Origin of the sequence: Nocardioides sp. Root140, assembly GCF_001426745.1 — a bacterium.
Classification (GTDB): domain Bacteria; phylum Actinomycetota; class Actinomycetes; order Propionibacteriales; family Nocardioidaceae; genus Nocardioides.
The window spans coordinates 476,278-492,670 of the sequence record NZ_LMFI01000010.1 but is presented as its reverse complement, the minus strand read 5'-3'; the positions used below and the strand labels follow the sequence as shown (position 1 = coordinate 492,670).

Below are 16,393 nucleotides of genomic sequence, written 5' to 3'. Positions count from 1 at the left end.
GCCATGTTGATGCCCCGTCGTGTCAAGCACCGCAAGCAGCACCACCCCAAGCGGACCGGTGCTGCCAAGGGTGGGACCCGCATCTCCTTCGGAGAGTACGGTCTCCAGGCGCTCGAGCCGTCCTACGTGACCAACCGTCAGATCGAGTCCGCTCGTATCGCGATGACCCGTCACATGAAGCGCGGCGGAAAGGTCTGGATCAACATCTACCCGGACCGCCCGCTGACCAAGAAGCCTGCCGAGACCCGCATGGGTTCCGGTAAGGGTTCCCCGGAGTGGTGGGTTGCCAACGTCAAGCCCGGCCGCGTCATGTTCGAACTCTCCGGTGTCACCGAAGAAGTTGCCCGCGAGGCCATGCGCCTTGCCGCGCACAAGCTTCCGATGAAGTGCCGGTTCATCTCGCGTGAGGTTGGTGAATTCTGATGAGCACCGCATTTGAACTCGACGACCTTTCCGGCGTCGACCTCGAAGCCAAGCTTCGGGAGGCCAAGGAGGAGCTCTTCAACCTCCGTTTCCAGGCGGCCACCGGCCAGCTGGAGAGCCACGGCCGGCTTCGCCTGGTCAAGAAGGACATCGCCCGGATCTACACCGTGGTGCGTGAGCGCGAGCTCGGCATTCGATCCGCCCCGGGCACCAGCACTGAGGCCGAGAAGGATGGTGGCGCCGCATGAGCGAGCAGACCGCAGTTGAGGCAGACCGCTCGAGCCGCAAGGTTCGCGAGGGTCTCGTCGTCAGCGACAAGATGGACAAGACCGTCGTGGTCAGCGTCGAGGACCGCGTGAAGCACGCGCTGTACGGCAAGGTCCTTCGCCGCAACAGCAAGCTCAAGGTCCACGACGAGCAGAACGAGTGCGGCATCGGCGACCGGGTCCTGATCATGGAGACCCGCCCCCTGTCGGCCACCAAGCGGTGGCGCCTCGTCGAGATCCTCGAAAAGGCCAAGTGATCGGAGGGCCTGCCAGGCCCTCACCAGCTCTACGTCAAATATCAGTTCGGCAAGGCTCACGCCCCGTTCGTCTCGGGATGGGCGCTGAGAACCGGCACGACATTCAGGAGAAAACCCGATGATCCAGCAGGAGTCGCGACTCAAGGTCGCCGACAACACCGGTGCGAAGGAAATCCTTTGCATCCGTGTTCTCGGTGGTTCTGGTCGGCGCTACGCCGGTATCGGCGACACCATCGTTGCCACCGTGAAGGACGCGATCCCCGGTGGCAACGTCAAGAAGGGTGACGTCGTCAAGGCTGTCGTCGTACGCACGGTGAAGGAGCGTCGTCGTCAGGACGGTTCCTACATCCGCTTCGACGAGAACGCAGCCGTGATCCTCAAGGCGGACGGCGAGCCGCGAGGTACCCGCATCTTCGGCCCCGTGGGTCGTGAGCTGCGCGAGAAGAAGTTCATGAAGATCATCTCGCTCGCCCCGGAGGTGCTGTGATGGGTAAGTCGCTGAACATCAAGAAGGGCGACACCGTCAAGGTGATCGCGGGCAAGGACAAGGGCGCCGAGGGCAAGGTCATCAGCGTTCTCCGTGACGAGGACCGCGTCATCGTCGAGGGCGTCAACCGCGTCAAGAAGCACGAGAAGGTCGTCAACCAGGGCAGCGGGAACACCGGTGGCATCGTGACCACCGAGGCCCCGATCCACGTCTCGAACGTGATGCTGGTCGAGGGTGACGGCGTCACCCGCATCGGCTTCCGTCGCGACGAGGTCACCAAGCGTCGCTCCGACGGTTCGACCTACACCGCTCAGCGCAGCGTCCGCGTCTCGCGCAAGACCGGTAAGGAAATCTGAGATGACTGAGACCCAGACCAACGCACCGCGTCTCAAGGCGCGCTACCGCGAAGAGATCGTTCCCGCCCTCCGGGCCGAGTTCGAGTTCGCGAACGTGATGCAGGTTCCCGGCCTGACCAAGATCGTGGTCAACATGGGCGTCGGCGAGGCTGCCCGCGACTCCAAGCTGATCGAGGGTGCGGTCAAGGACCTCACCGCGATCACCGGTCAGAAGCCGCAGGTCACGAAGGCCCGCAAGTCCATCGCGCAGTTCAAGCTGCGTGAGGGCATGCCGATCGGCGCGCACGTCACGCTGCGCGGCGACCGCATGTGGGAGTTCCTCGACCGCCTGCTGTCCTTGGCCCTGCCCCGCATCCGCGACTTCCGCGGCCTCAACGGCAACCAGTTCGACGGCCGTGGCAACTACACCTTCGGTCTGACCGAGCAGGTCATGTTCCACGAGATCGACCAGGACCGGATCGACCGGTCGCGCGGTATGGACATCACCGTCGTGACCACCGCCACCAATGACGATGAGGGTCGCGCGCTGCTCAAGCAGCTCGGCTTCCCCTTCAAGGAAGGCAACTGACATGGCGAAGACCGCCCTCAAGGTGAAGGCCGCCCGCAAGCCGAAGTTCGCTGTCCGCGGTTACACCCGCTGCCAGCGTTGTGGCCGGCCCAAGGCCGTCTACCGCAAGTTCGGCCTGTGCCGGATCTGCCTCCGGGAGATGGCGCACCGCGGCGAGCTGCCCGGCGTCACCAAGTCCTCCTGGTAAGACCCCAAACCAAAAACGATCGCTGAAGGTCGTGCCCGAGATGCGGGCACGAAACCACGGTGGAGAAAGGGCCAATCCGGCCATGACGATGACTGACCCGATCGCAGACATGCTCACGCGTCTGCGCAACGCCAACCAGGCGTTCCACGACTCGGTTGCCATGCCGTACAGCAAGCTCAAGGCGGGCGTTGCCGAGATCCTCCAGCAGGAGGGTTACATCACCTCCTTCGAGGTGAAGGACAACGTCTCAGCCGAGGGCGAGCCGGAGGTCGGCAAGACGCTGACCATCACGCTCAAGTACGGCCGCAACCGCGAGCGCTCCATTGCGGGCGTTCGCCGCATCAGCAAGCCCGGCCTGCGGGTCTACGCCAAGAGCACGGGCCTGCCCCGCGTCCTCGGCGGACTGGGGGTCGCGATCATCTCGACCAGCCAGGGCCTGCTGACCGACCGTCAGGCCAACAAGAAGGGCGTGGGTGGGGAAGTCCTCGCCTACGTCTGGTAGTCGGCACACCGAGAGCAAGGAAAGGTAGAGGAACAAGCATGTCGCGCATTGGCAAGCTCCCCATCACGCTCCCCTCGGGTGTCGACGTCCAGATCGAGCAGAGCCTCGTGACGGTCAAGGGCCCCAAGGGCAGCCTGAGCCACAACGTGGCCGCTCCCATCACCGTCGAGCGCGGTGAGGACGGCGTACTCGAGGTCAAGCGTCCGAACGACGAGCGCGAGAGCCGCTCGTTGCACGGTCTGACCCGCACCCTGATCAGCAACATGGTCGTGGGTGTCACCGAGGGCTACGAGAAGAAGCTCGAGATCGTCGGCGTGGGTTACCGCGTCCTGTCGAAGGGCCCGACCCAGCTGGAGTTCCAGCTCGGTTACTCCCACTCGATCACGTTCAACGCCCCCGAGGGCATCACGTTCACCGTGGAGGGACCGACCAAGCTCGGTGTCTCCGGGATCGACAAGCAGTTGGTCGGCGAGGTTGCGGCCAACATCCGCAAGCTGCGCAAGCCCGAGCCCTACAAGGGCAAGGGCGTTCGCTACGCGGGTGAGCACATCCGCCGCAAGGTCGGAAAGGCTGGTAAGTGACCATGGCGATCTCACTGAAGCACAACAAGCACACGGCCACCCGCACTGCGTCGCGTCTGCGTCGCCAGAAGCGTGGTCGCAAGAAGCTGCACGGTACGACGGAGCGCCCCCGCCTCGTCGTGACCCGTTCGACCAAGCACATCAGTGTTCAGGTCGTCGACGACCTGGTCGGCAAGACGCTCGCGTCGGCCTCGACCATGGAGAACGACCTGCGTGGTTTCGAAGGCGACAAGACTGCCAAGGCCAAGAAGGTCGGCGAGCTCGTTGCCGAGCGTGCCAAGGCAGCTGGCGTCGAGGGCGTGGTCTTCGACCGCGCTGGCAACCGTTACCACGGCCGCATCGCGGCCCTTGCCGATGGCGCCCGCGAGGGCGGCCTGACGTTCTGATCGCAAAGACAAGGAAGAGGTAGTTCTCATGAGCGGACCCCAGCGCGGACAGCGCGCCGGTGGTGAGCGCCAGGGTGGCGGTGACCGCCGTGGACGCGACGGTCGTGGAGGCCAGCAGGCCGACAAGACCGCGTACATCGAGCGCGTCGTTGCGATCAACCGTGTCGCCAAGGTCGTCAAGGGTGGTCGTCGCTTCAGCTTCACCGCCCTGGTGGTCGTCGGTGACGGCGAAGGCATGGTTGGTGTCGGTTACGGCAAGGCCAAGGAAGTTCCCGCGGCGATCGCCAAGGGCGTGGAGGAAGCCAAGAAGAACTTCTTCAAGGTTCCCCGCGTCCAGGGCACCATCCCGCACCCGGTGCAGGGCGAGAAGGCGGCTGGCGTCGTCATGCTCCGTCCGGCAGCCCCCGGTACCGGTGTCATTGCCGGTGGTCCGGTGCGCGCGGTGCTCGAAGCCGCCGGCATCCACGACATCCTGAGCAAGTCGCTCGGTTCCTCGAACCAGATCAACATCGTGCACGCGACCGTCGAGGCGCTGCGCATGCTGGAAGAGCCCGAGGCTGTTGCCGCCCGTCGTGGCCTGACCGTCGAGCAGGTGGCCCCGGCCGCCCTGCTCAAGGCTCGGGCGGAGGTGGCCCAGTAATGGCTCAGCTCAAGGTCGAGCAGAAGAAGTCCACGATCGGCTGCAAGGCGAACCAGCGCGAGACCCTGCGCTCGCTCGGCCTGAAGCGGATCGGCGACGTGGTCGTGAAGGAGGACCGTCCCGAGATCCGTGGGATGGTCCAGACCGTGCGCCACCTCGTGACCGTTGAGGAAGTGAACTGACATGACGCTCAAGCTGCACCACTTGCGTCCTGCCCCCGGTGCCAAGACCGCCAAGACCCGTGTTGGTCGTGGTGAGGGCTCCAAGGGCAAGACCGCGGGCCGCGGTACCAAGGGCACCAAGGCGCGTTACCAGGTTCCGGTTGCCTTCGAGGGTGGCCAGATGCCCCTGCACATGCGTCTGCCGAAGCTCAAGGGCTTCAAGAACCCCTTCAAGGTGGAGTTCCAGGTCGTCAACCTCGACCGCATCTCGGAGCTCTTCCCCGAGGGTGGCACCATCACCGTCGAAGACCTGATCAGCAAGGGTGCCGTCCGCGACGGTCACCCGGTGAAGGTTCTCGGCCAGGGTGACATCTCCGTCGCCGTCCAGGTGAGCGCGAACGCGTTCTCCGGTTCGGCCAAGGAGAAGATCGAGGCCGTTGGCGGCTCGGTCACGGTGCTCTGATCGAACATTCGTAGTACAGGCGAGGGGCCCGGATTCGTCCGGCGCCCCTCGCCCTGTCTCGACTGCGGGCGGCATTGAGTTGCCTGTTAGGCTTCCCCGAGTTCTGGCCCGGCCGGGGCAGTGTGGTCATCTCGACAGGCTCGACACAGCGCTCGACGAGCTCGATCACCGACTGACTTGAGAAAGAGGATCACGTGCTAGGCGCGTTCGCCAACGCTTTCCGGACACCGGACCTGCGACGCAAGTTGCTCTTCGTCCTGGGGATCATCGTGATCTTCCGGTTCGGCTCGACCTTCCCTGCACCCGGTGTGAACACCGCGAACGTGCAGTCCTGCATCAGTGACGTCCAGGACAACTCGGTCTACAGCCTGATCAACCTGTTCTCCGGTGGAGCGCTCCTGCAGCTCACCGTCTTCGCGCTGGGCATCATGCCCTACATCACCGCCTCCATCATCCTGCAGCTGCTCGTCGTGGTCATCCCGCGGCTCGAAGCGCTCAAGAAGGAGGGGCAGTCCGGCCAGACGAAGATCACCCAGTACACCCGTTACCTCACGCTCGCGCTCGCGCTGCTCCAGGCCACCGGCATCGTGGCCCTGGCCCGCAACCGCCAGCTGCTGCAGGGCTGTGAGCTCCCGCTCCTGCACAAGGAAGACACCCAGACGTTCCTCGTCATGGTGATCACCATGACCGCCGGCACCGCCGTGATCATGTGGCTCGGTGAGCTGATCACCGAGCGCGGCATCGGCAACGGCATGTCGATCCTCATCTTCACCCAGGTCGTGGCGACGTTCCCGGGTGCCTTGTGGGGCGTGCAGACCAGCAAGGGCTGGCTGACCTTCTCCATCGTCATGGTCATCGGCCTGATCCTGGTCGCGGCCGTCATCTTCATCGAGCAGGCCCAGCGCCGCATCCCGGTGCAATACGCCCGGCGCATGGTCGGCCGCAAGATGTTCGGCGGCAGCTCGACGTACATCCCGCTCAAGGTGAACCAGGCCGGCATCATCCCGGTCATCTTCGCCTCGTCGCTGATGTACCTCCCCGCCATGGCGGTGCAGTTCAACCAGGGCAAGGCCGACCAGCCGGGCTGGATCAACTGGGTCCAGAAGTACCTCGTCGACGGCAGCCACCCGGGCTACATGGCGATCTACTTCCTGCTCATCATCTTCTTCACCTACTTCTACGTCTCGATCACCTTCGACCCGAAGGAAGTCGCGGACAACATGAAGAAGTACGGCGGCTTCATTCCCGGCATCCGTGCGGGCAAGCCGACCGAGGACTACCTGTCCTACGTCCTGTCCCGGATCACCTTCCCGGGCGCGCTTTACCTCGGTCTCATCTCGCTGATCCCCCTGATCGCCTTCGCAGTGATCCAGGCCAGCCAGAACTTCCCGTTCGGCGGAACCTCCATCTTGATCATGGTTGGCGTCGCGCTCGACACGGTGAAGCAGATCGAGAGCCAGCTCCAGCAGCGCAACTATGAAGGATTCCTCCGCTGATGACCTCCAACCTCAAGGGAATGCGCATCATCCTGATGGGCCCGCCGGGTGCCGGCAAGGGCACGCAGGCCAAGGTGATTGCCAACCACTTCGGTATCCCCGCCATCTCCACCGGTGACATCTTCCGCGCCAACGTGGCCGGCAAGACCCCGCTCGGCGTCGACGCCCAGCGCTACATGGACGCCGGCGAGTACGTCCCCGACGAGCTCACCAACGCCATGGTGCGCGACCGTCTGGCCCAGCCCGACGCGGAGCCCGGGTTCCTGCTCGACGGCTACCCGCGCACGCTCGCCCAGGTCGAGGAGCTCGACGAGATGGTCGGCGAGGGCCACCCGGTCAACGCGGTCGTCGTACTCACCGCCGACAAGGAAGAGCTGATCTCGCGGCTGCTCCAGCGTGCCCAGATCGAAGGCCGCGCCGATGACACCGAAGAGGTGATCCGTCGCCGCCAGGAGGTCTACACCGAGCAGACCGCACCCCTGATCGAGGTGTACGGCGGCCGCGGACTCGTCGTCGACGTCGACGGCATGGGCGAGATCGACGCCGTGACGCACCGCATCTTCGACGCCCTCGAGTCCCGAGGCAGCTGACCCGATCGTGTTCGAGCGCGGGATCCAGATCAAGACCCCCGAGCAGATCGAGAAGATGCGGGTCGCCGGCCTGCTCGTGGGGGAGACCCTCGAGCTGCTGCGCCGGTCCGCCAAGGTCGGGGTCACGACTGGTGAGCTCGACGCGATCGCCGAGGACAACATCCGGTCCGGCGGCGGCATCCCCTCGTTCAAGGGGTACGCCGACCCGCCGTTCCCGGCCTCGATCTGCGCCTCGGTCAACGATGAGGTCGTGCACGGCATCCCGGGCGACCGGGCGCTGGCCGAGGGCGACATCATCTCGATCGACTGCGGCGCGATCGTCGACGGTTGGCACGGTGACGCGGCCGTCACGGTCGCCATCGGCGAGGTCCCTGCCGACGTCGCCGAGCTGATGCGGGTCACCGAGGAGTCCATGTGGCGCGGCTTCGCGGCCGCACGCCTGGGTGGCAAGGTCGGCGACATCTCCCACGCGGTCGAGAGCTATGTGCGTTCGCAGGGCGACTACGGCATCCTCGAGGACTTCACCGGCCACGGCATCGGCACCGAGATGCACCAGCCGCCCAACGTCCCCAACGTCGGACGGCGTGGTCGCGGACCCAAGATCGTGCGTGGGCTGGCCCTGGCCGTCGAGCCGATGGTCACCCTCGGCACCAAGCGCACCGCGGTGCTCGACGACGACTGGACCATCGTCACCACCGACGGCAGCTGGGCCGCCCACTACGAGCACACCTTCACCCTCACACCCGACGGTGCGTGGATCCTGACCGCACTCGACGGCGGCCAGGCCAAGCTCGCTGAACTGGGTGTCCCGTACGGCGGACGCTGACCGATTCGGTTAGCGTGGGCCGCGACGTAGACGATCCGGGACAGGTTGGAGCGCATGGGCACCATGGCACATCAGCCCGCCATGCTGTCGACCCTCCGGGTGACCGTCGCCGGTCAGACGCGTGAGTTCGCCGACGCGGTGGTGACGGTCGGTCGCGACGGGCAGGCGTTGATCTCGCTGCCGCACCCCGACGTGTCACGCCGGCACGCGGAGTTCCGGCGTACCCGCCAGGGCTGGGTGCTGGTCGACCTCGAGTCCACCAACGGCACCTGCATCGGGTCGCGTCCGATCTCGCAGGAGCTGCTGCCCGCGGGGCATCCGGTGACCGTGGTCGTCGGCGGCACCGAGGGCCCCGCCTTCGAGGTGGAGGTGGTCCCGGCTCCGCTCACGAACCCGGGCACCAGCACCGGTCAGCCGGGCGCGCAGCAGTCGCCGATGCCACAGTCCCCGGCCGCACAGTCCCCGGCGCCACAGTTCCCGCCCCCGCAGACACAGCAGCCGGACGCAGGCCGGGCAGGCACGGGCCCGTCGACGTACCCGCCGCAGGCCGGGGTCCCGCCGATGTCGTACCCGGGACCGAACCAGCCCCAGCAGTTCCAGCCGCCGCCGATGGCACCCGGGGCACCGACCCAGCCGTGGTACCCCGCGGGCGAGAGCTCGATCCCGCTGGCGCCGCCGGGCCAGATGGTGCACGGCCAGACGGTCATCCCGTCCAACCAGCCGCAGGGTCGGGTGCTGACCATCGGCCGTTCGCGCACGTGCGACGTGGTGATCGACGACCCCCTGGTGTCGCGGCAGCACGCCACGATCGCGCTCGGCAACGTCGCCGTACTCCACGACCTCGGCAGCTTCAACGGCACCTTCGTCAACGGCCACCGACTGGCCGGCAGCACCCCGTTGAACCCGGGTGACGAGGTCATCTTCGGCAACCAGACCTTCAGCTGGACCGGCGCCAACCTGTCGGTGCGAGCCACCCGTACCGACCTCACCCTGTTCGCCGAGAACCTCACCACGGTGGCCAAGGGTGGCAAGCGGCTGCTCGAAGGCATGTCGTTCGAGCTCGGGCCGTCCAGCCTGACGGCGGTGATCGGCCCGTCCGGCGCGGGCAAGTCGACCCTGCTGGGAGCGCTGACCGGCTCCAACCCGGCCACGCACGGCCAAGTCATCTGGCAGGGTCAGGACCTCTACACGCACTACGAACAGCTCCGCTTCCAGATCGGCCTGGTGCCGCAGTCCGACATCCAGCACCCGCAGCTGACCGTGCGCCAGGGCCTGTCGTACGCCGCGATGCTGCGGCTCCCTCCCGACACCACGGCCGCCGAGCGAGCCAGCCGGGTGCAGCGCGTCGTGGGCCAGATGCAGCTCGAGCGCCAGATCGACAACCGCATCGGCACCCAGCTCTCCGGTGGCCAGCGCAAGCGGGTGTCCATCGCGACCGAGCTGCTCACCGCACCGCCGCTGCTCTTCCTCGACGAGCCCACCTCCGGGCTGGACCCGGGCCTGGACCGCGACGTCATGCACCAGCTCCGCACCCTCGCTGACGAAGGTCGCGTCGTGATGGTGGTGACCCACTCCGTGCTGGCGCTCGACGTGTGCGACAACGTGCTGGTGCTCGCGCCCGGTGGGCGTCGTGCGTACTTCGGGCCGCCCGACGGCGTGCTCGCGCACTTCGGTTGCAGGGACTACCCGCAGGTGTTCGACCTGCTCGACGAGCCCGACCTGTGGCAGCGCATCCCGGCCCCTCCGGCGCCCGTCGAGACCGGCCGCCTGCCGGCGATGAATGCCGGCGTCACCCAGCCGCCGCTCCAGTCGATGAGCCGGCAGTACTGGACGCTGGTCCGCCGCAACCTGGCGGTGACCGTCTCCGACCGACTCCTGTTGATGATGCTGCTGTTGCTGCCCCTGGTGCTCGGCGGCCTGAGTCGCGTCGTACCCGGCGACGACGGATTCAGCATCGCGCGGACGATCAACGAGCGCGGCATGATGGACCACAAGGAAGCCCTGACCAGGCTCACGATCCTGATCATGGCCGCCGCCCTGATGGGGACGGCGGTCACGATCCGGGAGCTGGTCGGCGAGCGGCCGATCTTCCAGCGCGAGTACGCCGTGGGCCTGTCTCCCGGCATGTACCTCCTCAGCAAGGTCAGCGTCCTCGGCACCGCGTGCTTCTTGCAGGGCATGCTGGTCACCTGGATCGCCACCGTCGGCCTGCCCGGTCCCGACAAGGACGGCGCTCTGGGCATGGGCAACTTCGAGGTGGCGCTGGCCATCGGTGGACTGTCCTTCGCGATGGCGGTGCTCGGGCTCGCGGTCTCGGCCGTGGTGACCTCCAACGAACAGACCATGCCGGCGCTGGTCGGCCTGGTGATGGTGCAGCTCGTGCTGTGCGGTGCACTCGTGCCCGTCGCCGGACGCGCCGTACTCGAGCAGCTCGCCTGGCTGGCACCGGCGCGGTGGGCGTTCGCGGCCACCGCCGCGGTCGTCGATCTCGACAAGGCCAAGCGCGGCCTGCCGAAGGACGAACGAGACCTCGACTCGCTCTACGACCAGACCGTCGCGCAGTGGATCCTCGACATGAGCATGCTCTGGATCCTGGCCGCGATCATCCTCGCCGTCTCCTTCTGGCTGGTCCGCCGCAGCGCCACCCCCCGACACTGACCTCCGGCCGGCCTCGCTGGTCGAGGCGGTCGGGCGCGGGCGCAAGCTCCTCGACCACCAACAATCCGGTGCTCGCGCATCAACAACCCACGGCTCGCGCATCAACAACCCACGGTTCGCGGAGGAGGGGGAGAAAAAGTTCGGGGTTGGTGCAACATGGGGAGGCTCCGGGGCGTGAGATGTGCATGGATGTGGTGGTGGCAGATCTCGAGTTCGACGAATGGGTGAGTGCGCGGGTGCCCGCGTTGCTCCGGTTCGCCTACCTCGTCACCGGAAGCCGTGAGGCCGCCGACGACGTGCTCCAGAGCGTGTTGACCAGGTCGTTCGAGCGGTGGGGCACGGTGCGTCGTACCGACGATCCCGACGCCTACGTGCGGCGGATGATCATCAACGAGAACGTCACGTCGTGGCGCCGCTGGGGCAAGCGACAGTCCCCGGTGGCCGAGGTCTTCGACATTGCGCGTACGCCCGACCCGGCCGAAGGCGTCAGCAACGCCGATGCGGTCTGGCGGGTGTGCCAGGCGCTGCCGGAGCGACAGCGTGCCGCCGTGGTGCTCCGTTTCTACGAGGACCTCAGCGACCGCGAGATCGCGGCGATCCTCGAGTGCTCCGAGTCGACCGTCCGCTCCCAGATCCACCGTGCACTGTCGGCCCTCCGGGTCGAACTCGAACGGCAGGAGGCCGGCGATGACTGAGAAGTACACCGAGCAGGATCTCGAACGGATCATGCGACAGGGCCTGGCCGAACGGGCCGAGGAGGCCGCGGACTCCCTCGAGGAACCGCTGGCCACGCGCCCGGGCCGCCGACGCAACTGGCTCGCCGCGGCAGCCGTCGCGGCCGCACTGGTGGTCGGCGTACCACTGGCCTGGCAGGCGATCGACCGTGACGACACGGGACCGACCGGCGGCGACGAGGTGGCCACCGACGACGGGGGACCGCCCGCGTGGCGGGTCGAGTCGTACGGCGGCGTGCAGGTGCGCGTCCCACCCAGCTGGGGATGGGGTGGCGCGCCGATGCGCAACGTGGACCCGGGCGACGATCGACCTCTCGACTGTGGTGCTGCCGCCTTCGTGCGACCCGGCAGCTCCGACTACGAGTTCATCCCGAAGAACACGCCGTATGTCGGACGTCCGGTGATGATGACCGACGCCTGCACGGTCCTCACCGGGCGCGAGCTGTCGGAGCTTGGTGTGCCGACGTCGGATTCGGTCTGGCTGGACGCGGTGGGTGTGCAGCCAGGGACGGTGGACGTCGGCAACGGCTATGTCCGCGAGACGGTGAAGGTCGGGGACGACACGGTCACGGTCACGAGCGACGATCCCGAGCTCCGCACGAAGATCTTGGCCACGGCGGAGTCGGTCGAGGTGGACGCCAACGGCTGTGCCACCGACGCCACGTGGGACGACGTGCCCGACGGCACACTGCGCGAGATCGAGCCGGAGTCCCTGTCCGTGTGCAGCTACATGACCTATCGCGGCGAGACCACGCTGGTCTGGTCGGCACGACGCGACACGGACGACGCGGCGCAGTACGCCCAGGTCGTGGAGGAGTCGTCGGCGAACTACGACCCGATCCGGCCGTGCACCGAGCAGCCCGACGGCGAGTGGTTGGCGATCGGCGTCAACGGCGCCGGTGGCAAGACCGCGTGGACCGGCGTGGTGATGGGGGAGTGCGCGCAGATCCTGTGGCACTACAAGGCGCAGGGCGATCCCGAGTCGCTCGCCGCCTCACCTGTGGTTCCGCGGACGGTGGCGCCCTGGGCCAGTTCCTGGACCCGCGGCTACCTTGCCGGGCCCGTCAACTGGGGTGAGTACGCCGGCAAGGACGGCGAGGGAATGTTCCGCGGTCTCCTCGGTTGACCTGTCGCTTGTTCTGATCGACCTGTCGTGAATACGGATTGACCCGTCGCTTGTTCCAGAACTGGCGACAGGTCAACACGAACTCACGACGGGTCGCTGGAATAGGGGCGGTGCGGACGTCGTTGGGCCGGGTGTGACGTCACCTGCTCCTGCCCTGTCCGTGCTCGACCTGGTGCCCGTGCGCACCGACCAGACGACTGCCGACGCCGTCGCCGCCACCCGAGGCCTGGCCCGGGTGGCAGACGAGACCGGCTACCGGCGCTACTGGGTGGCCGAGCACCACAACATGCCGGCCGTCGCAGCGACGAACCCGCCGGTGATGATCGCCCTGCTGGCGGCGGCCACGGAGCGGATCAGGGTCGGCTCCGGCGGCGTGATGCTGCCGAACCACGCGCCGCTCGTGGTCGCCGAGCAGTTCGCCCTCCTCGAGGCCGCGTTCCCCGGCCGCATCGACCTCGGCATCGGACGCGCGCCGGGCACCGACCCGGTGACCAGCTTCGCCCTGCGCCACGGCGCCGGCGGGGTCGGTGAGGACGCGGTCGAGCGGTTCCCCGAGTACGTCGAGAACATCGTCGCGATGATGGACGAGGGCGGCGTCGGCCTGTCCGTTGCGGGACGTACCCATGAGCTGCGGGCCACGCCCCGGGCCGCGTCGCGGGCGACCGTGTGGCTGCTCGGCTCCTCCGACTACTCGGCCCGCCTCGCCGCCAGCCAGGGCCTGCCCTACGTCTTCGCGCACCACTTCTCGGGCCGCGGTACGGCGGAGGCCCTCGAGCTCTACCGGTCGACGTACCGGCCCTCGCCCGAGAACCCCGAGCCCCGCACCTTCCTGACCGTGAACGCCTCCGTCGCCGAGACGACCGAGGAGGCCGAGCGACTCGCGCTCCCGCAGCTGCACGCGATGCTCACCCTCCGCACAGGAGGGCAGCTCCGGCCCCAGCTGCTGGTCGAGGAGGCCGAGGCGATCGGCTTCCCCGACGCGCACCTGCCACTGGTCAACGGCATGCGCGGCCGCTGGGTCATCGGTGACCCGGCCACCGCCGCCGAGCGCATCGCGGACCTGGCCGCGGAGTTCGACGTCGACGAGGTCATGGTGCACCCCGTCGCCGGGTCGTACGTCGGCGAGCCGGTCGACTCCGCAGCCACCCGTGAGGCGACCCTCAGGCACCTGGCCGCGGCGATTCCCGCGTTCGTGGGCTGAGCCTCGAGGCTGAACCGGCCGAACCGGCCTGATTAGGGATGTCGGCGCCCACCAACTAGACTGGTGCGTCGGCCCAACGTGGGTCTGTTTCGTGGTGCCTCGCGGCTGCCCGGACATCGAGTTTCCTCACCCCCGGGTGAGGGAGTGTGTCTGGGGAAAATGAGGCCCATGCGGCGGTTCACGAGGTCCACTTCCACTCACGTGGGAGAGGTTCCCGGGCCAGCTGGGACCGGCCATCCGGTCGCAGTGCACCACGGTAGACGTATCCGTTACAACAGATTGTGGAGGACATGCCGAAGAAAGAAGGCGTGATCGAACTCGAGGGCACCATCACTGAGGCCCTTCCGAATGCCATGTTCCGTGTTGAGCTCAGCAACGGACACAAGGTTCTCGCCCACATCAGCGGCAAGATGCGCCAGCACTACATCCGCATCCTCCCCGAGGACCGGGTCGTGGTGGAGCTTTCGCCGTACGACCTCACTCGCGGTCGGATCGTCTACCGCTACAAGTGATCGCAACCGGTCGCGCCTGCGTGACCGGGTCGGTGGCTTGTGCCAGCCGAATTCAAACCGAAAGGACCGTCCTCGTGAAGGTCAAGCCGAGCGTCGGCAAGATGTGTGACAAGTGCAAGGTGATTCGTCGCCACGGCCGCGTCATGGTCATCTGCGAGAACCCGCGCCACAAGCAGCGCCAGGGTTAGGTCGCAACAGCGACCAACCCACACAACTGAACACCAAGACAACGTGATCGCTTAGGCCTCAGGGCCGAAACCACCTCCGGAGCAGAAGGCCGGGGCCTGGCACTCGTCAGGGCGCGACACGACCGAAACCTCTGTGAACTACCGAAGGGCGCAAGCTCTTCACAGAAAGGGCCATCACATGGCACGCCTTGTTGGTGTTGACCTCCCGCGCGACAAGCGCATCGAGATCGCACTCACCTACATCTACGGCATCGGCCGTACCCGCTCCCAGCAGCTGCTGGAAGCCACCGGGGTCAACCCGAACCTCCGCGTCCACGAGCTGGGCGACGAAGAGCTGGTCAAGCTCCGTGACGAGATCGAAGCCAACTTCAAGATCGAGGGTGACCTCCGTCGCGAGGTCCAGGCAGACATCCGTCGCAAGATCGAGATCGGCAGCTACCAGGGTCGCCGCCACCGCATGGGCCTCCCGGTCCGCGGCCAGCGCACCAAGACCAACGCGCGTACCCGCAAGGGTCCCAAGCGCACGGTTGCCGGCAAGAAGAAGGCCAAGTGACCCGCTGCCTCACGGCACGGCACTGACGCCCACTTCCTCGTACACACAGCTACCAGCAAACTTCAGGAGATATTGAATGCCTCCCAAGAGCCGCACCGCGGCTGGCGCCAAGAAGGTGCGCCGCAAGGAGAAGAAGAACATCGCTCAGGGCGAAGCCCACATCAAGAGCACGTTCAACAACACCATCGTCACGATCACCGACCCCACGGGTGCGGTCATCTCGTGGGCCTCTGCCGGCACCGTCGGCTTCAAGGGCTCGCGCAAGTCCACCCCGTTCGCGGCACAGATGGCAGCCGAGGCTGCCGGTCGTCGGGCCATGGACCACGGCATGAAGAAGATCGACGTCTTCGTCAAGGGCCCGGGCTCGGGTCGCGAGACGGCGATCCGTTCGCTTGGTGCAATCGGCCTCGAGGTCGGCACCATCCAGGACGTCACGCCCACTCCGCACAACGGATGCCGGCCGCCCAAGCGCCGTCGCGTCTGATCACCCCGAGACCTTAGGAGACTTTGAGAAATGGCCCGTTACACCGGCCCCATGACCAAGAAGTCGCGCCGTCTCGGTGTCGACCTCGTCGGCGGCGACCAGGCGTTCGAACGTCGCCCCTACCCGCCCGGCCAGCACGGCCGTGGCCGCATCAAGGAGAGCGAGTACCTCCTCCAGCTTCGCGAGAAGCAGAAGGCCCGCATCTCCTACGGCATCCTCGAGAAGCAGTTCCACAACTACTACGTGGAGGCCTCGCGCCGCGCCGGCAAGACCGGTGACAACCTGCTTCAGCTCCTCGAGTGCCGCCTCGACAACGTGGTCTACCGTGCCGGCTTCGCCCGCACCCGCCGCCACGCCCGCCAGCTCGTCGTGCACGGCCACTTCAAGGTCAACGGCAAGAAGGTCGACATCCCGTCGTTCCAGGTGACCGCCCACGACGTCATCGACGTGCGTGAGAAGTCGCTGGAGATGACCCCGTTCATCGTGGCTCGCGAGACCCACGGCGAGCGCGTCGTCCCCGCCTGGCTCGAGGCGCTGCCGAACCGCATGCGCGTCCTCGTGCACCAGCTCCCCGTCCGGGCCCAGATCGACATCCCGGTCCAGGAGCAGCTGATCGTCGAGTACTACTCGAAGAAGTAACACCTGTTCGGTGGTCGATGCTCAGTCTGCGACCACAGACGACTATCCGCCGAATACCTTTGAAATCGGGCCCGTCAAATAGTGGGTGGGTCCGGAAAGGAAAGAATCA

At 66.8% G+C, this 16,393-nt stretch carries 25 protein-coding genes; all 25 read left to right on the top strand.

Annotation, left to right across the window (positions count from 1 at the left end):
- The first annotated feature begins 3 nt into the window (after positions 1 to 3).
- Complete coding sequence (gene rplP / locus ASD30_RS12765; protein WP_056681764.1) at positions 4 to 423, top strand: 50S ribosomal protein L16; 420 nt, start codon at positions 4 to 6, stop codon at positions 421 to 423.
- The gene (gene rpmC, locus ASD30_RS12760; protein WP_056681761.1) at positions 423 to 671 is read left to right on the top strand and encodes a 50S ribosomal protein L29; all 249 of its coding nucleotides are present in this window, start codon (positions 423 to 425) and stop codon (positions 669 to 671) included. Before rplP ends, rpmC begins: the two co-directional genes overlap by 1 nt.
- On the top strand, positions 668 to 946 hold the full coding sequence (gene rpsQ / locus ASD30_RS12755) for a 30S ribosomal protein S17 (protein ID WP_056681758.1): 279 nt from the start codon (positions 668 to 670) through the stop codon (positions 944 to 946). The genes rpmC and rpsQ overlap by 4 nt, the downstream gene beginning before the upstream one ends.
- A gap of 118 nt (positions 947 to 1,064) precedes the next feature.
- Positions 1,065 to 1,433, top strand: a complete 369-nt coding sequence (gene rplN / locus ASD30_RS12750) for a 50S ribosomal protein L14 (protein ID WP_056681755.1) — start codon at positions 1,065 to 1,067, stop codon at positions 1,431 to 1,433.
- A complete protein-coding gene (rplX, locus tag ASD30_RS12745) occupies positions 1,433 to 1,789 on the top strand; it encodes a 50S ribosomal protein L24 (protein ID WP_056681752.1) in 357 nt (118 codons plus the stop codon). Before rplN ends, rplX begins: the two co-directional genes overlap by 1 nt.
- A gap of 1 nt (position 1,790) precedes the next feature.
- Positions 1,791 to 2,357, top strand: a complete 567-nt coding sequence (rplE, locus tag ASD30_RS12740) for a 50S ribosomal protein L5 (protein WP_056681750.1) — start codon at positions 1,791 to 1,793, stop codon at positions 2,355 to 2,357.
- Between the two features lies 1 nt (position 2,358).
- A complete protein-coding gene (locus ASD30_RS12735) occupies positions 2,359 to 2,544 on the top strand; it encodes a type Z 30S ribosomal protein S14 (RefSeq protein WP_011757321.1) in 186 nt (61 codons plus the stop codon).
- Between the two features lie 82 nt (positions 2,545 to 2,626).
- Positions 2,627 to 3,046: a 30S ribosomal protein S8 gene (rpsH, locus tag ASD30_RS12730; protein ID WP_056681747.1), complete on the top strand. Its 420-nt coding sequence runs from the start codon at positions 2,627 to 2,629 to the stop codon at positions 3,044 to 3,046.
- Positions 3,047 to 3,084: 38 nt separating this feature from the next.
- Entirely contained in the window at positions 3,085 to 3,627 is a 543-nt protein-coding gene (rplF, locus tag ASD30_RS12725; protein WP_056681744.1) for a 50S ribosomal protein L6, read from the top strand.
- A gap of 2 nt (positions 3,628 to 3,629) precedes the next feature.
- Positions 3,630 to 4,013, top strand: coding sequence for a 50S ribosomal protein L18 (gene rplR, locus ASD30_RS12720; RefSeq protein WP_056681741.1), 384 nt, complete (start codon positions 3,630 to 3,632; stop codon positions 4,011 to 4,013).
- 28 nt (positions 4,014 to 4,041) lie between these two features.
- Entirely contained in the window at positions 4,042 to 4,653 is a 612-nt protein-coding gene (gene rpsE / locus ASD30_RS12715) for a 30S ribosomal protein S5 (protein ID WP_056681737.1), read from the top strand.
- A complete protein-coding gene (rpmD, locus tag ASD30_RS12710) occupies positions 4,653 to 4,835 on the top strand; it encodes a 50S ribosomal protein L30 (RefSeq protein ID WP_056681735.1) in 183 nt (60 codons plus the stop codon). Before rpsE ends, rpmD begins: the two co-directional genes overlap by 1 nt.
- Position 4,836: 1 nt before the next feature.
- Entirely contained in the window at positions 4,837 to 5,277 is a 441-nt protein-coding gene (rplO, locus tag ASD30_RS12705; RefSeq protein WP_056681727.1) for a 50S ribosomal protein L15, read from the top strand.
- Positions 5,278 to 5,471: 194 nt separating this feature from the next.
- Positions 5,472 to 6,773, top strand: coding sequence for a preprotein translocase subunit SecY (secY, locus tag ASD30_RS12700; RefSeq protein WP_056681725.1), 1,302 nt, complete (start codon positions 5,472 to 5,474; stop codon positions 6,771 to 6,773).
- Between the two features lie 20 nt (positions 6,774 to 6,793).
- Positions 6,794 to 7,363, top strand: a complete 570-nt coding sequence (locus ASD30_RS12695; RefSeq protein ID WP_056684915.1) for an adenylate kinase — start codon at positions 6,794 to 6,796, stop codon at positions 7,361 to 7,363.
- A 4-nt stretch (positions 7,364 to 7,367) separates the two neighbouring features.
- Complete coding sequence (map, locus tag ASD30_RS12690) at positions 7,368 to 8,189, top strand: type I methionyl aminopeptidase (RefSeq protein ID WP_056681722.1); 822 nt, start codon at positions 7,368 to 7,370, stop codon at positions 8,187 to 8,189.
- Between the two features lie 54 nt (positions 8,190 to 8,243).
- Positions 8,244 to 10,847, top strand: coding sequence for an FHA domain-containing protein (locus tag ASD30_RS12685; RefSeq protein WP_082563812.1), 2,604 nt, complete (start codon positions 8,244 to 8,246; stop codon positions 10,845 to 10,847).
- Positions 10,848 to 11,044: 197 nt separating this feature from the next.
- Positions 11,045 to 11,542 carry a SigE family RNA polymerase sigma factor gene (locus tag ASD30_RS12680; RefSeq protein WP_235529947.1) on the top strand — a complete coding sequence of 166 codons (498 nt, stop codon included), beginning with the start codon at positions 11,045 to 11,047 and terminating at the stop codon, positions 11,540 to 11,542.
- The gene (locus tag ASD30_RS12675) at positions 11,535 to 12,707 is read left to right on the top strand and encodes a hypothetical protein (protein ID WP_056681717.1); all 1,173 of its coding nucleotides are present in this window, start codon (positions 11,535 to 11,537) and stop codon (positions 12,705 to 12,707) included. The genes ASD30_RS12680 and ASD30_RS12675 overlap by 8 nt, the downstream gene beginning before the upstream one ends.
- Before the next feature lie 133 nt (positions 12,708 to 12,840).
- Positions 12,841 to 13,908, top strand: coding sequence for an LLM class flavin-dependent oxidoreductase (locus tag ASD30_RS12670; RefSeq protein ID WP_200951150.1), 1,068 nt, complete (start codon positions 12,841 to 12,843; stop codon positions 13,906 to 13,908).
- A 290-nt stretch (positions 13,909 to 14,198) separates the two neighbouring features.
- Positions 14,199 to 14,420 (top strand): translation initiation factor IF-1, encoded by a 222-nt coding sequence (gene infA, locus ASD30_RS12665; RefSeq protein WP_026145687.1) that lies wholly within the window; start codon positions 14,199 to 14,201, stop codon positions 14,418 to 14,420.
- A 74-nt stretch (positions 14,421 to 14,494) separates the two neighbouring features.
- A complete protein-coding gene (gene rpmJ, locus ASD30_RS12660; RefSeq protein WP_056681713.1) occupies positions 14,495 to 14,608 on the top strand; it encodes a 50S ribosomal protein L36 in 114 nt (37 codons plus the stop codon).
- Between the two features lie 178 nt (positions 14,609 to 14,786).
- Complete coding sequence (gene rpsM / locus ASD30_RS12655) at positions 14,787 to 15,161, top strand: 30S ribosomal protein S13 (RefSeq protein ID WP_056681710.1); 375 nt, start codon at positions 14,787 to 14,789, stop codon at positions 15,159 to 15,161.
- A gap of 76 nt (positions 15,162 to 15,237) precedes the next feature.
- Positions 15,238 to 15,645, top strand: coding sequence for a 30S ribosomal protein S11 (gene rpsK, locus ASD30_RS12650; protein ID WP_056681707.1), 408 nt, complete (start codon positions 15,238 to 15,240; stop codon positions 15,643 to 15,645).
- Positions 15,646 to 15,675: 30 nt separating this feature from the next.
- Entirely contained in the window at positions 15,676 to 16,284 is a 609-nt protein-coding gene (rpsD, locus tag ASD30_RS12645; protein WP_056681703.1) for a 30S ribosomal protein S4, read from the top strand.
- Positions 16,285 to 16,393 lie beyond the last annotated feature (109 nt).

Excerpts from the sequence above, each read along its gene's own strand:
- ASD30_RS12675 (WP_056681717.1), top strand. The coding sequence starts at position 11,535 with ATGACTGAGAAGTACACCGAGCAGGATCTCGAACGGATCATGCGACAG.
- rpmC (WP_056681761.1), top strand. The coding sequence starts at position 423 with ATGAGCACCGCATTTGAACTCGACGACCTTTCCGGCGTCGACCTCGAA.
- rpsQ (WP_056681758.1), top strand. The coding sequence starts at position 668 with ATGAGCGAGCAGACCGCAGTTGAGGCAGACCGCTCGAGCCGCAAGGTT.
- rpsM (WP_056681710.1), top strand. The coding sequence starts at position 14,787 with ATGGCACGCCTTGTTGGTGTTGACCTCCCGCGCGACAAGCGCATCGAG.
- rplP (WP_056681764.1), top strand. The coding sequence starts at position 4 with ATGTTGATGCCCCGTCGTGTCAAGCACCGCAAGCAGCACCACCCCAAG.
- ASD30_RS12735 (WP_011757321.1), top strand. The coding sequence starts at position 2,359 with ATGGCGAAGACCGCCCTCAAGGTGAAGGCCGCCCGCAAGCCGAAGTTC.
- rpsH (WP_056681747.1), top strand. The coding sequence starts at position 2,627 with ATGACGATGACTGACCCGATCGCAGACATGCTCACGCGTCTGCGCAAC.
- ASD30_RS12685 (WP_082563812.1), top strand. The coding sequence starts at position 8,244 with ATGGGCACCATGGCACATCAGCCCGCCATGCTGTCGACCCTCCGGGTG.
- rpsD (WP_056681703.1), top strand. The coding sequence starts at position 15,676 with ATGGCCCGTTACACCGGCCCCATGACCAAGAAGTCGCGCCGTCTCGGT.
- infA (WP_026145687.1), top strand. The coding sequence starts at position 14,199 with ATGCCGAAGAAAGAAGGCGTGATCGAACTCGAGGGCACCATCACTGAG.
- rplX (WP_056681752.1), top strand. The coding sequence starts at position 1,433 with ATGGGTAAGTCGCTGAACATCAAGAAGGGCGACACCGTCAAGGTGATC.
- rpsK (WP_056681707.1), top strand. The coding sequence starts at position 15,238 with ATGCCTCCCAAGAGCCGCACCGCGGCTGGCGCCAAGAAGGTGCGCCGC.
- rpmD (WP_056681735.1), top strand. The coding sequence starts at position 4,653 with ATGGCTCAGCTCAAGGTCGAGCAGAAGAAGTCCACGATCGGCTGCAAG.
- rplE (WP_056681750.1), top strand. The coding sequence starts at position 1,791 with ATGACTGAGACCCAGACCAACGCACCGCGTCTCAAGGCGCGCTACCGC.
- rplO (WP_056681727.1), top strand. The coding sequence starts at position 4,837 with ATGACGCTCAAGCTGCACCACTTGCGTCCTGCCCCCGGTGCCAAGACC.
- ASD30_RS12695 (WP_056684915.1), top strand. The coding sequence starts at position 6,794 with ATGCGCATCATCCTGATGGGCCCGCCGGGTGCCGGCAAGGGCACGCAG.
- rpsE (WP_056681737.1), top strand. The coding sequence starts at position 4,042 with ATGAGCGGACCCCAGCGCGGACAGCGCGCCGGTGGTGAGCGCCAGGGT.
- rplF (WP_056681744.1), top strand. The coding sequence starts at position 3,085 with ATGTCGCGCATTGGCAAGCTCCCCATCACGCTCCCCTCGGGTGTCGAC.
- rplN (WP_056681755.1), top strand. The coding sequence starts at position 1,065 with ATGATCCAGCAGGAGTCGCGACTCAAGGTCGCCGACAACACCGGTGCG.
- rplR (WP_056681741.1), top strand. The coding sequence starts at position 3,630 with ATGGCGATCTCACTGAAGCACAACAAGCACACGGCCACCCGCACTGCG.